This window comes from Massilia eburnea (genome assembly GCF_009720745.1).
Taxonomy (GTDB): Bacteria; Pseudomonadota; Gammaproteobacteria; order Burkholderiales; family Burkholderiaceae_D; genus Rugamonas; species Rugamonas eburnea.
Genome location: NZ_WNKX01000004.1, coordinates 104,122 through 117,045, shown reverse-complemented (window position 1 = coordinate 117,045; position 12,924 = coordinate 104,122). Strand labels below are relative to the sequence as shown.

The following is a 12,924-nucleotide window of genomic DNA, read 5'->3' as shown; positions in this document are numbered from 1 at the left end:
TTACCATGCCGCCGCAATTCCGCGACAGCTTCCGCAAGATCGGAACAGCAGACTCGCCCTCAGGTTTCTACACTGGCGCTCACACTACAACCACTTGACCGATGAGGAGATTCCAGTGTCCAACCTGCCCAAGATCGCTGCATTATTCGAAGCCTATGCCAACAATAACGTTGCAGCCGTCAGCGACGTGCTGGCTGAAGACGTGGTCTGGCGCATCCCGGGCCATCATCCGCTAGCCGGAGAGAAACATGGCATCAAGGAAGTACTGGCGTTCTTCGGGCAGCTGGGCAAAGCCGGATTCCAGGCCCAGCCCTTTGCAATTGCTGAGCACGCAGACTACGTGATCGACCATCATCGCGGGTGGAGCAGCTTCGGCAGCGGCCTCGATCTGACCTGGTGCCTTGTGTTCCGCTTCGCCCAAGGAAAAATCCAGGAGGTAACGAACTTCTGCTCGGACCAGCACAGGGCAGACTTGTTCTTCCACGAGGTTTACCGGCTGAAGCCAATCCCCGAGCGTCTGGCCGAGTGAAAGCGGCACGTGTACCACGGCTCGCGACGATGACGCATAACACAATCCAGCCCCAAGCCATCGTCTGGCGCGCGCATAACAGCAAGATGGTGAGTGTCATCATCGTCTCCTCGTGTTTGTAAAGACACGACGGACGAAGCCCCTGCACTTCGACAAAAAAAAGCCCGGCAGTGCCGGGCTTTCATGAGAGCGCGGGAAATTAATCCCAGCTCAGCGCGCCGCCGGTCTGGTACTCGGTCACGCGAGTTTCGAAGAAGTTGCGTTCCTTCTTCAGGTCGATCATTTCCGACATCCATGGGAATGGATTCTCGTCCTGGTCGAACAGGGTCTCCAGGCCGATCTGGGTCGCACGGCGGTTGGCGATGAAGCGCAGGTAGCCTTTGAACATGGCTGCGTTCAGGCCCAGCACGCCGCGGGGCATGGTGTCTTCGGCGTAGCGGTATTCCAGCTCCACGGCCTGCAGGAACAGGCCCTTGATCTCTTCCTTGAAGGCCGGGGTCCACAGTTGCGGGTTTTCCAGCTTGATGGTGTTGATCAGGTCGATACCGAAGTTGCAGTGCATCGATTCGTCACGCAGGATGTACTGGTACTGCTCGGCGGCGCCCATCATCTTGTTCTGGCGGCCCAGCGCCAGGATCTGGGTGAAGCCGACGTAGAAGAACAGGCCTTCCATCAGGCAGGCGAACACGATCAGGGACTTCAGCAGCTGCTGGTCGGTCTCCAGGGTGCCGGTCTTGAACGATGGGTTGGTCAGCACGTTGATGAACGGGATCAGGAACTGGTCCTTGTCGCGGATCGACGCCACTTCGTTGTAGGCGTTGAAGATTTCCTGCTCGTCCAGGCCCAGGGACTCGACGATATATTGGTAGGCGTGGGTGTGGATCGCCTCTTCAAACGCCTGGCGCAGCAGGTACTGGCGGCACTCTGGAGCGGTGATGTGGCGGTAGGTGCCGAGCACGATGTTGTTGGCCGCCAGGGAGTCGGCGGTGACGAAGAAGCCCAGGTTGCGCTTGACCAGGCGGCGCTCGTCTTCGGACAGGCCGTTCGGGTTCTTCCACAGCTCGATGTCGCGCTGCATGTTCACTTCCTGCGGCATCCAGTGGTTGGCGCAGCCGGCCAGGTATTTGTCCCAGGCCCATTTGTATTTGAATGGCACCAGCTGGTTGACGTCGGTCTGGCCGTTGATGACGCGCTTGTCGTCGGCGTTGACGCGCAGCGCGACTTGTTCGGCGCTCGCTTCGGCGGTAGCGCCCATCATTGCAGGGTTGGCGCGCGGTGCTGCCGCGGCTTCATCGTCCCAGGATAGCATTTGTTTTTTCCTCTTAGATTGACTCTTTTAACCCCGGTAGACCTGGCTCTGACCCAAGGGTCAGACCCTGTCTGCTCGCCGGTCAGCGGTGCTGTTCCAGCCGCAGATCTTGCACAGATGGGGTCAGACCCTTGGGTCTGACCCCGCCTTACCGGGTTTAACTATATATATTGTATTACTGGCAGGCTTCGCATTCCTCGAAACCTGGGTCACCAGGACGCAGGTAGCATGCCGCGCCTTCGGTCACCTCAGCAGTCACCGCCGCCGGCGCATCCGGTACGCTGGACGACACCGCATTCAGCGCGCCGGTACGGGTGGTGGATTTCTCCATGTGCGAGGCAGCGATGGTGCGCAGGTAGTAGGTGGTCTTCAGGCCACGCAGCCATGCCAGCTTGTAGGTCTCGTCCAGTTTCTTACCGGAAGCACCCGCCATGTAAATGTTCAGCGACTGCGCCTGGTCGATCCACTTCTGGCGGCGCGATGCAGCTTCCACCAGCCAGGTTGGCGACACTTCGAAGGCGGTGGCGTAGATGTCGCGCAGGTCTTGCGGTGCGCGGTCGATCTTGCTCAGCGAGCCGTCGAAGTACTTCAGGTCGGCGATCATCACTTCGTCCCACAGGTCGCGTGCCTTCAGGTCGCGCACCAGGTAGGCGTTGATCTCGGTGAATTCGCCGGACAGGTTGGACTTCACGTACAGGTTCTGGAAGGTCGGTTCGATGCAAGCCGACACGCCGATGATGTTCGAAATTGTTGCGGTCGGAGCGATCGCCACGCAGTTCGAGTTGCGCATGCCGAACTTGGCGATGCGCTCACGCACCGGGGTCCAGTCCATCGACGACGACAGGTCCTGCTCCAGGTAGCCGCCGCGCTGTTCCGCCAGCAGGCGCACGGAGTCTTGCGGCAGGATGCCACGCGACCACAGGGAACCTTCGTACGACTCGTAACGGCCGCGCTCTTCCGCCAGCTCGGTCGAAGCCAGGTAAGCGTAGTAGCACACCGCTTCCATCGAGGTATCGGCGAAGTTCACCGCTTCCATCGAAGCGTAAGGCACACGCATCATGTGCAGGCAGTCCTGGAAGCCCATCACGCCCAGGCCGACCGGACGGTGGCGCATATTGGCGTTGCGGGCCTTGTCGACAGCGTAGTAGTTGATGTCGATCACGTTGTCCAGCATGCGCATCGCGGTGCGGATGGTCTTCTGCAGCTTGACGTGGTCGATCTTGCCTTCCTTCATATGGGCCGGCATGTTCACGGAGCCCAGGTTGCAGACGGCGATTTCGCTTTCGTTGGTGTTCAGGGTGATCTCGGTGCACAGGTTCGACGAGTGCACCACGCCCACGTGCTGCTGCGGCGAACGGATGTTGCAAGGATCCTTGAAGGTGATCCATGGGTGGCCGGTTTCGAACAGCATCGACAGCATCTTGCGCCACAGGTCCAGCGCTTCGATCTTCTTGAACAGGCGCAGTTCGCCGGAAGCGGCCTTGGCTTCGTAGCCCAGGTAGGCTTCTTCGAATTCCTTGCCGAACTTGTCGTGCAGGTCAGGCACGTCCGATGGCGAGAACAGGGTCCAATGGCCTTTTTCCATCACGCGCTTCATGAACAGGTCTGGAATCCAGTTGGCGGTGTTCATGTCGTGGGTGCGGCGGCGATCGTCGCCGGTGTTCTTGCGCAGGTCGAGGAATTCCTCGATGTCCATGTGCCAGGTTTCCAGGTAGGCGCAGACCGCGCCCTTGCGCTTGCCGCCCTGGTTCACCGCCACGGCGGTGTCGTTCACCACTTTCAGGAACGGCACCACGCCTTGCGACTTGCCGTTGGTGCCCTTGATGTGGGCGCCCAGTGCACGCACCGGGGTCCAGTCGTTGCCCAGGCCGCCGGCGAACTTGGCCAGCAGTGCGTTTTCCTTGATGGCGTCGTAGATGCCTTCCAGGTCGTCGGACACGGTGGTCAGGTAGCAGGAGGACAGCTGCGAACGCTGGGTGCCGGAGTTGAACAGGGTCGGGGTCGACGACATGAAGTCGAAGGTCGACAGCAGGTTGTAGAACTCGATGGCGCGCGCTTCGCGGTTACTTTCGTTCAGGGCCAGGCCCATGGCGACGCGCATGTAGAAGGCCTGCGGCATTTCGATGCGCACATCGCGCACGTGCAGGAAGTAGCGGTCGTACAGGGTTTGCAGGCCGATGTAGCCGAACTGCAGGTCGCGGTCGGCCACCAGGGCCTTGGCCAGCTTGGCCAGGTCGAACTTGCCCAGTTCTTCATTCAGCAGTTCAGCGGCGATACCCTTGGCGATGTACTGTGGGAAGTACTCGATGTAGGCGGCAGCGGCGCCGGCTTGCGGCACTTCCTTGCCGAACACTTCCTTACGGATGGTGTGCAGCAGGATGCGGGCGGTTACCTGGGAATACGCAGGATCCTTTTCCATCAGCGCGCGGGCAGCCAGGATGGCGGACTTGTGCAGTTCCTCGACCGGCACGCCGTCGTACAGGTTCTTCACGGTTTCGGCCAGGATGGCGTCGGCATCGACGTGCTTTTCCAGGCCCTTGCAGGCGGCGCCGATCAGGTCGCGCACTTCCTGCATCACCAGCGGGCGGGAGACGCCGTTCTCGGTGACGTTGATCTGTGGCTCCGCGGTGGCGGTGGCGCCGGCAGCTTCCTTCTTCAGGCGGCGTTCTTCCATGTGCTTGGCGCGGTACAGAACATAGGAACGCGCCACATCGTGTTCGCCCGAGCGCATCAGGGCCAGTTCAACCTGGTCTTGCACGTCTTCGATATGGAAGGTGCCGCCGGTTGGCTGGTGGCGCATCAGGGCGGCCACGACTTTCTTGGTCAGTTCTTCCACCAGTTCGCGGATGCGGGCGGAAGCCGCACCCTGGCCGCCGTTCACCGCCAGGAAGGCCTTGGTCATTGCCACGGCGATCTTGGATGGCTCGAAAGCGACCACGGCGCCGTTGCGGCGGATGATGCGGTAATCGGCCAGTTGGCTAGCGGAAACAGCGACGCCGCCAGCGGTTTCGCCAGCGGAAACAGGCACTTGAGGCGCCTGAGTGGTGGAAATGTCTTGAGTAGATTGCATTTATGCTCCGCGTATTCAGTATTGGTTTATGACCACTATATCTAGTTGACCATCGAATTCCGTCCACTAATTGTAGTGACCGCTTCCGGATCATACAAGGTGAAATTTTTTCGTTTTGACCACGATTTCTTATTGACTTTTGCATTCTCCAATCACTGCGGGCGATCGGCGGTGAGCGAGCACTAACACTGCTTTTTCTTTGCTGATTTATTAAGCAATGTTGCGGCGCAGCAGGAGATTGTGCATTGGCAAAAACGCTACAGCAACGCAGGGGGTTTTTCGTGGCGGACCGGGATTATAGACCAATCGGGCGGCGGCTGCGCCGCCGCCCGCGCGCGCTCAGGCGGGGTCCTGGATGTTCAGCTTCTGCATCTGGTAGCGCAGCTGGCGGAAGCTGATGCCCAGCAGTTGCGCCGCCTGGGTGCGGTTGTAATTGGTTTGCCCCAGCGCGCGCGTGATGATCTCGCGCTCCACCGCTTCCAGGTAAGCCGGCAGGTTGCTCGGCAGGATATCCAGCACGGGCAAAGGCGGCATGGCCGGCGCTTCCGGCTCTGCAGCTTCGGCGCTCGCCACCGGCGCCGGTTCAACCGCCTGGACCTCCGGCGCGACAGGCGCTGCCTGGACCGGCGGAAAGCCCGGTGCGGCGGCCGGCGCCGGGACCGGCATGGCGCCGCCCTTCAGCGCCAGGTCTTCGGCCGAAATCACGCCATCGTTGGAAAACGCCAGCGCCCGTTCCAGGATATTTTCCAGTTCCCGCACATTGCCCGGGAAGGGGTAAGACTTCAGCACATCCAGCACGCCCGGCCCCAGCACTGCCTTGTGCTCGAAGCTGCCCAGCCGCGCCAGGATGGCGTCGGTCAGCTCCTCCAGGTCGTCCAGCCGCTCGCGCAGCGGCGCCAGGCGCAGTTCGATCACGTTCAGGCGGTAGAACAAGTCTTGCCGGAACTGGCCGGCCTCGACCAGCTTTTCCAGGTTCTTGTGGGTGGCGCTGATGATGCGCACGTCCACCGGTTCTTCCGCCGTGGCGCCGATCTTGCGCACGCGCCGCTCCTGGATCGCGCGCAGCAGCTTGACCTGCATCGCCAGCGGCAGGTCGGCCACCTCGTCCAGCATCAGGGTGCCGCCATTGGCGGCCTGGAAGAAGCCGTCGCGCTCGTCGGCCGCGCCGGTGAAGGCGCCCTTGCGGTAGCCGAAGAACTCGGCCTCCATCAGCGCTTCCGGAATGGCGCCGCAGTTGACGGCGATGAAGGGCTTGTCCGCGCGCGAGCTCTGGGCATGGATTTCGCGCGCCGCCAGCTCCTTGCCGCTGCCCGATTCGCCGTTGATGGCAATCGGCGCCATCGAACGCGCCAGGCGCGCGATCTGGGCACGCAGCGACTGGATCGCCGCCGAATTGCCGCGCAGGCGGCTTGGCTGCTGGCCGCGCGCGGGCGCTGCGGCCGGTGCGCTGTCGCTCACTCGCAACGCCGACTGCACCAGCACGCGCAGCTGGTCCAGCTGCACCGGCTTGCTCACATAATCAAAGGCGCCGGCTTTCAGCGCCACCACGGCATTCTCGGCGCTGCCAAAGGCAGTCACCACCGCGATCGGGATGTTCTTGCCGCTGGCCGACACGTCGCGCACCAGTTCCAGCCCAAGGCCGTCCGGCAGGCGCATATCGGTCAGCACCAGTTGGTAATCTTTTTCCGCAAACAGCTGGCGCGCATGCTGAAGGGTTTCGGTGCTGTCCACGTCCAGCCCCATCTTCAACAGGGTGATCTCTAGCAGTTCGCGCAGGTCGGCTTCGTCGTCAACGACCAGCACACGTGGAGAAGTCATGCAAATCTCGCAAAAGTAATAACAAAGCGGCCACTCGATTTGCGTGCGCCGCCCTCATCCAGGCCGGCATCGAAGCGATGTTCGTAATCCAGCATGGCATCGTTATTCAAACACAATTCGCGTGCGAGGTACAAACCCAGCCCGGTACCCTTGCTGGAAGTGGTGTAAAAAGGTTCAAACAGGTGCGCCCGCACCTGCGGCGAAATGCCCGGACCATCGTCCTGCACATGCAGCTCCAGCGGGCGTCCGGCGCCGTGCACCACGAACACGCGGATACTGGCCGGGGTGCCGCTGGCATAGCGCACGGCGTTGTTCAACAGGTTCAGCACCACCTCGCGCAAGTGCAGCGGGTCGAAGCGCACCGTCACTTCGCGCATGCCGCCCAGGCACAGGATCTTGCTGTCGAGGCGATGGGTCTCGTCGAATTCGGCCTTCAGTTCCTTGAGGAAGGATTCCAGCTCCATCGGGTCGTGATGGCTCTGCGCCTTGCGCGACAGTTTCAGGATGTCTTCCACCATGCGGTTCACGCGCGCCACGTTGTCGCCGATGATCTTCAACAGCCGCTTGTGCACCGGCGCCTGCAAGTCTTCCTCCAGCAGCGAGTTGGCATGGCCGATGGCCGACAGCGGATTGCGCACTTCATGCGCAATGCTGGCTGTCAGGCGCCCCATCGAGGCCAGTTTCAGCTGCTGCGCCTTTTCCTCGATGCTGGTCACGTCTTCCAGGAAGATCACATTGCGCTCCACGTCCAGCCCGGCCGTTTCGGCGGCGGCAAAGCGCAGCTTGAGGTGCAGCGGCACGTCGCGCCGCGCGCTCCAGGCAGCCGTCACCTCTTCCTGCTCCGCATCGGCATACGGCTTGACCGTGATGAAGGCGCTCGACTGCGACGGGTCCGCACGCCAGCTTTCGTAGGCGGCCGTCAGCGGCTGCAGCGCGGCGCCATTGAGCACCAGCGCGGTACCGCCCAGCATTTGCTGCGCGGCCGGGTTGCTCATGTGGATGACGCCATCCGCCCCCACCACCAGGATGCCGTCGGCCGAGTGGGCAATCACCAGCCGGTTGACGGCCTGCTGCACCCCGATTTCAATGCCGCGCTGCGCCGCCAGTTCTTCCTGCCCGATCAGGCGCGCCGCCATGCGGTTCACCACCAGCACCACGGCAAACCAGGCGATGCCGTACAAACCGGCCTGCATCACCGGCGAATCGCCGGACGAAATGGCTTCGTAAATGGTGTAGCCCAGCATGAACAGCGTGGCCAGCGATGCGCTGAACAGCGCCAGCAACAGCGGCGCCAGGATGGCGCAGCCAGCCAGCGGGAACAGGTAGAGGATGGCCAGGCCGGAGCGCATGCCGCCGCCGACGATGTAGAGCAGCGAAATGCAGGTCAGGTCGCAAGCCACCTGCGACATCAGCTGCAGCATGAATTGGCGCCGCCAGCGGCTGGCCAGCGCCTGCAGGGCCAACGCCGTTAACAGGTAGGCCAGGCAGACCTGCACCGTCAACTCTTGCGTCAGGCGCAGGTGTCCGGCGCCGAAGTACAGCAGCAGCACCAGGGCGATCACGATACGCGTCGCGCCCAGCGCCTTCAGCGAGCGCCAGAAGGTATCGCGCGAAGCGGCCGACAGGGAATGGAGGCGGGCGAACACGCTGGCAATGCCTTAATGCGGGGCGTGCGCCGCGCAGCAGTAGTCGCGGCCGTTGGCCGGCACGTTCTCCGAGGCGGGAAAATGCACGCCGCAATGCGCGCACTGCAGCATCTTCTCGGTCGGCAGCTCGGCCGGGCGTTGCTGCTGGCGCGGCGCCGGCTGTTGATCGTCTTGCCGCGGGCCGCTCATCTGGCGCAATTTGCTGCGGACGGCGGCAATCACCAGGAACACCAGCGCCAGCCAGAACAGGAGTCGTGTCATGCCAAACCTCGATGTAAAACCACTTGCAGTACAAAGCGGCTGCCGACATACGCCAGCAGCAGGGTGGCAAAGCCCGCCAGCGTGAAGCTGAGGGCAGTCTTGCCGCGCCAGCCGCGGAAATGGCGCCCGGCCAGCAGCGCGGCGAACAGCACCCAGGACAACAGGGTGAAGACCGATTTGTGGTCCCACTTCAGCGCCCGGCCAAACAATTCTTCGGAAAACACGATGCCCGACAGGACGGTCAGGCTAAGCAGCACGAAGCCGAAGCCGATCATCCGGAACAGCAGTTTTTCCATGGTCAGCAGCGCCGGCAGCTGGTCCAGCGCGGTGGCGAAAAAGCCGGGGCGGTCGTCGCGCGTGTGCAGGCGCGACTCCTGCAGCGCCATCAGCACGGCGTGGAAGGCGGCGATGGTCAGCGTGCTGTAGGCCAGCGTGGCGATGGCGATGTGCCAGCCCAGCATGGCGGAGTGGCCGGTGGCGGGAATCACCGAACCGGGGAAGCCCGCCTGCAGCGCCACCGCCAGCGCGGCCACCGGCATCACGATGCGGCGCAGGCCGTCCAGCGGGTAATTCTGGTTCTCCAGCCAATAGGCGCCGACCGAAATCCACAGCGCCGACGACAGCATGGTGGCGAAACCGACGCGCAGCGAGCCGGGCACCATCACGTCGGCCCACAACGCCGCCCCGTGCAGCAGCCAGGCGCCCGCCGTCAATGCGGCGATGGGCACGGCCTTGCGCGAGGGGAGGAAACCACAGACCAGGTAAAGCAGCGTTGCTGCGATCAGAAAGTAAGTTTGCATCGGGTAAGTTTAACACCTCGAAAAAAAGGGGACGTACCCCTTTTTGCCGCCGGAGTCAGTCGACAGCCGCGGCGCGCAGTTCGTCGTTGTGGTGGCGTTGTTGTTCTTCCATCACCAACTGCCCCAGTTCGCGCTTCAGGGCATTGAACTCGGGCGCCGCCGGATCGCGCAGGCGCGGCATGTCGACCAGGATATCGCGCTTGACCGTGCCGGGCCGGTAGGTCATGACGACGATGCGGTCGGCCAGGTAGATCGCTTCCTCGATACTGTGGGTGACGAAGATGATGGTCTTTTTCAGCTCCGCCCAGATGCGCAGCAGCTCGTCCTGCAGGTTGCGCCGGGTCAGCGCGTCGAGGGCGCCGAACGGCTCGTCCATCAGCATGATCGGCGAATCCAGCGCCAGCACGCGCGCAATCGCCACCCGCTGCCGCATGCCGCCCGACAGGTCTTTCGGGAAGCGCTGGCGGAAGTCCTGCAGCGACAGGGTTTTCAGCAGCCGCTCCACGGTGGCGTCGATGTCCGCTTTCGCCATGCCCTTGATCTCCAGGCCGAAGGCCACGTTCTCGGCCACCGTCATCCATGGGAACAGCGCGTATTCCTGGAACACCATGCCGCGCTCCGGGCCCGGCTCGGCCACCGGCTTGCCGTCGGCGACGATGCTGCCGCTGGAAGGCGGCGCAAAACCGGCGATGGCGTTCAGCAGCGTCGACTTGCCGCAGCCCGAAGGCCCCAGCAGGCAGACGAACTGGCCGCGCGGGATCTCCAGGTTGATGTCCTGCAGCGCCACCACCGAGGCGCCGAACACCTTGCTGACGCCCTTCACTTCAATATGTGCAGCGCTCATTCAGCTCTCCAGGCCGCGGTGCCAGCGCAGCAGGTGGTTGTTCAGGCGGTCCATGGCCACGTCGATGGCCAGGCCCAGCAAGCCGATGGTGATCATGCCGGCGATGATCTTGTCCGACCAGAAGTACTCGCGCGCCTCGCTGATGCGGAAGCCAAGGCCGTTGTTGACCGCCACCATTTCCGCCACGATCACCACGATGAAGGCGGTGCCGATGCCGATCCGCACACCGGCCAGGATGGAGGGCACCGCCGCCGGCAGGATCACGCGCAGGAACATGGTCGGACCGGACGCGCCCAGGTTGCGCGCCGCCCGCAGGTAGATGCCGTCCACCTGGCGCACGCCGGCGATGGTGTTGATCAGCACCGGGAAAAACGCGCCCAGCGCAATCAGGAAAATCGCCGGCGGGTTGCCCAGCCCGAACCACAGCATCGACAGCGGGATGTAGGCGATCGGCGGCACCGGGCGGATGATCTGCACCAGCACATTGAACAGGCGGTAAGCGTGGGCGCTGGCGCCCATGGCCAGGCCAAGCGGCAGGGCCAGCCCGGCGCCGATGGCAAAGCCAAGCAGCACGCGGAACATGCTGCCCATCGCATCCTGGATCAACTCACCGGAGAAGGCCCAGGACAGCCAGCTGCCCTGCCCATCATACGGCTGCAGCGGCAACAGGTATTCCACCCACTTGCGCGCCACCGCTTCCGGCGAAGGCAGCGCCTGCGGATTGACCCAGCCGTGATAGGTCACGACATGCCAGACCAGCACCAGCGAGGCCGGCACCACCAGGCCGATGCCTACGTCGCGCCAGGCCAGCTTCATTTGACGCCCAGCGACTTCTTGGCCTGCTCCAGCAGGTCGGTCTTGACCCAGTCCTTGGCCACCGGCGGCTTGGCCATGCGGCCCACGCCGGTCTTCACCATGATGTCGGTGGTGACCTGGATATGCTCGGGCGTGATGTCATACGAATACGGCGAATTGCCGATCGCGTCCTGGAAATCGTCGGCCGTGATCTGGCCCTTGAACACGTTCTCGCGCACGTGTTTTTCCGCAGTGGCAGGCTGGTCGATGAAGGTCTTGGTCGCTTCCACGAAGCAGCGCATGAACTTTTCCGCCACCGGACGGCGCTCCTTGTAGAACTTCTCCGTCATCACCATGGTACGGATCGGCTCGCCGATCGGCGTGTTGTAAGGCTTCATGATCTCGACGCCGTAGCCCTTGTTGATGGCCTGCGAGGATTGCGGCTCCGACTGCATCATGGCGTCGATGTGCTTACCGAGCAGGGCCTGGTTCAGGTCCGCATAGGCCAGCAGCACCAGCTGCACATCCTTGCCCGGCTGGTCGGACGCCGTCAGGCCGGCCTGCTGCAATTCGGCCAGCAGCAGCACTTCCTGGATGCCGCCGCGCGTCACGCCCACCTTCTTGCCCTTCAAGTCCTTGATCGATTTGATATTCAGGTCGGGGCGGCCGACCAGGCGCGCACCGCCCTTGGCAAAGCCGGCTACCGCATAGATCGGCGCGCCGCCGGCACGGCCCGAGATGGCCGCTTCGGAAGCGGTGGCGCCGACGTCAAGCTCGCCCGCCAGCACCGCCGACATCACGTCGAGGCCCTTGGCGAACACGCGCTCTTCGACCTTGATGCCGCATTTGGGCGCGATCTCCTTGATGTACGACACGGCGCCGTAGTGGGCGAACTTCAGGTTCCCCAGGCGCACCACGTCCTGCGCCTGCGCGCCGCCAGCCAACACGAGCGCAGCAAGCGCTACCGATTTGCCGATACTTTTCAGTTTCATCCAGCTCTCCATAGGTAAATTTGGGCCTGCGCGGCCGCGCGCCCATCATACATCGGCGGCTGCGGGCTTTAAAGGGCGCTGCGTTCGCGCTGGTGCGCCAGGCGATCGGCGCACGGAGGGTGGATCGCCAGGTAGGCGCGCTGCGCGCTACCCTGGCGCGACAGGACTTCCTGCACCTCGGCCAGGTTGCGCAGCGACAGGCCATTATGTTCCAGCAGGTCGGCGGCATAATCGTCGGCCTCGATTTCGGCCTGCGGCGGCCAGGCCAGTTGCGGCACGCGCGCGCCCACGCTGGACACCAGCCAGTCCGTATTGCCAAACACGATGCTGGCAGCGGCCGGCAGCATGGCTTCCTGCGTCAGGCGGCGCAGCATGTGGCTGCGGTGCAGGTGGCCCAGTTCATGCGCCAGCACCGCCAGCACGGCGCCGTCGTCGGGCAGCGCCCGCAGCAGTGCATCGGTCACGATGATGTCGCCCGAAGGCAGGGTGAAAGCGGTGGCGCCGGCATGCCCGCTGCGGAACAGCAGGCGGTGGCGCGGCGCGCCCTCATGCGGCGCCTGCAAGCTGGCGAAGGCGCTGCTGATGCGCTGCTGCCGCGCGCCATCAAGCTCGCTTGGCAACAGGGTGTGGATGTCCAGTTCGCGCAGCATGTCCTGGCCTGCCTGGGCCGCCAGTTCCGGCGGCATGGCGTCGGCCAGCATATCGGCGGCCGCGGGACGCGCCAGCTGCCAGGCCGCCGCCAGCACCGCGCAGGCCACCGCCAGCAGCAGCGCGCCGCGCCAATGGCGCAGCACGCGCCGCCGGCCGGGCGCGGGGGTGTCGATCAGCTCTGGGACAGCCAGGGTTTGCACAAATTCATT

At 63.6% G+C, this 12,924-nt stretch carries 11 protein-coding genes; 1 reads left to right on the top strand and 10 read right to left on the bottom strand.

Annotation, left to right across the window (positions count from 1 at the left end; genetic code table 11):
• Positions 1-115 precede the first annotated feature (115 nt).
• The gene (locus tag GM658_RS06680; protein WP_170298707.1) at positions 116-529 is read left to right on the top strand and encodes a nuclear transport factor 2 family protein; all 414 of its coding nucleotides are present in this window, start codon (positions 116-118) and stop codon (positions 527-529) included.
• Positions 530-728: 199 nt separating this feature from the next.
• Here the strand turns inward: GM658_RS06680 and GM658_RS06675 are convergent, their stop codons facing one another.
• The 10 genes from GM658_RS06675 to GM658_RS06630 all read right to left on the bottom strand — a co-directional run bounded on the left by GM658_RS06675 (position 729) and on the right by GM658_RS06630 (position 12,915).
• The gene (locus GM658_RS06675; protein ID WP_155453240.1) at positions 729-1,838 is read right to left on the bottom strand and encodes a ribonucleotide-diphosphate reductase subunit beta; all 1,110 of its coding nucleotides are present in this window, start codon (positions 1,836-1,838) and stop codon (positions 729-731) included.
• Between the two features lie 175 nt (positions 1,839-2,013).
• A complete protein-coding gene (locus GM658_RS06670) occupies positions 2,014-4,908 on the bottom strand; it encodes a ribonucleoside-diphosphate reductase subunit alpha (protein ID WP_155453239.1) in 2,895 nt (964 codons plus the stop codon).
• Between the two features lie 339 nt (positions 4,909-5,247).
• On the bottom strand, positions 5,248-6,726 hold the full coding sequence (locus GM658_RS06665; RefSeq protein WP_155453238.1) for a sigma-54-dependent transcriptional regulator: 1,479 nt from the start codon (positions 6,724-6,726) through the stop codon (positions 5,248-5,250).
• On the bottom strand, positions 6,723-8,372 hold the full coding sequence (locus tag GM658_RS06660) for a sensor histidine kinase (RefSeq protein ID WP_170298706.1): 1,650 nt from the start codon (positions 8,370-8,372) through the stop codon (positions 6,723-6,725). The genes GM658_RS06665 and GM658_RS06660 overlap by 4 nt, the downstream gene beginning before the upstream one ends.
• A 12-nt stretch (positions 8,373-8,384) precedes the next feature.
• Positions 8,385-8,633 carry a PP0621 family protein gene (locus tag GM658_RS06655; protein WP_155453237.1) on the bottom strand — a complete coding sequence of 83 codons (249 nt, stop codon included), beginning with the start codon at positions 8,631-8,633 and terminating at the stop codon, positions 8,385-8,387.
• A complete protein-coding gene (locus tag GM658_RS06650) occupies positions 8,630-9,433 on the bottom strand; it encodes a cytochrome C assembly family protein (protein WP_155453236.1) in 804 nt (267 codons plus the stop codon). The genes GM658_RS06655 and GM658_RS06650 overlap by 4 nt, the downstream gene beginning before the upstream one ends.
• A 55-nt stretch (positions 9,434-9,488) precedes the next feature.
• Positions 9,489-10,277, bottom strand: coding sequence for an ABC transporter ATP-binding protein (locus tag GM658_RS06645; protein WP_155453235.1), 789 nt, complete (start codon positions 10,275-10,277; stop codon positions 9,489-9,491).
• On the bottom strand, positions 10,278-11,093 hold the full coding sequence (locus GM658_RS06640) for an ABC transporter permease (protein WP_155453234.1): 816 nt from the start codon (positions 11,091-11,093) through the stop codon (positions 10,278-10,280).
• On the bottom strand, positions 11,090-12,064 hold the full coding sequence (locus GM658_RS06635; protein WP_155453233.1) for an ABC transporter substrate-binding protein: 975 nt from the start codon (positions 12,062-12,064) through the stop codon (positions 11,090-11,092). The genes GM658_RS06640 and GM658_RS06635 overlap by 4 nt, the downstream gene beginning before the upstream one ends.
• Positions 12,065-12,132: 68 nt before the next feature.
• Positions 12,133-12,915 carry a M48 family metallopeptidase gene (locus GM658_RS06630; RefSeq protein ID WP_155453232.1) on the bottom strand — a complete coding sequence of 261 codons (783 nt, stop codon included), beginning with the start codon at positions 12,913-12,915 and terminating at the stop codon, positions 12,133-12,135.
• Between the last annotated feature and the right edge of the window lie 9 nt (positions 12,916-12,924).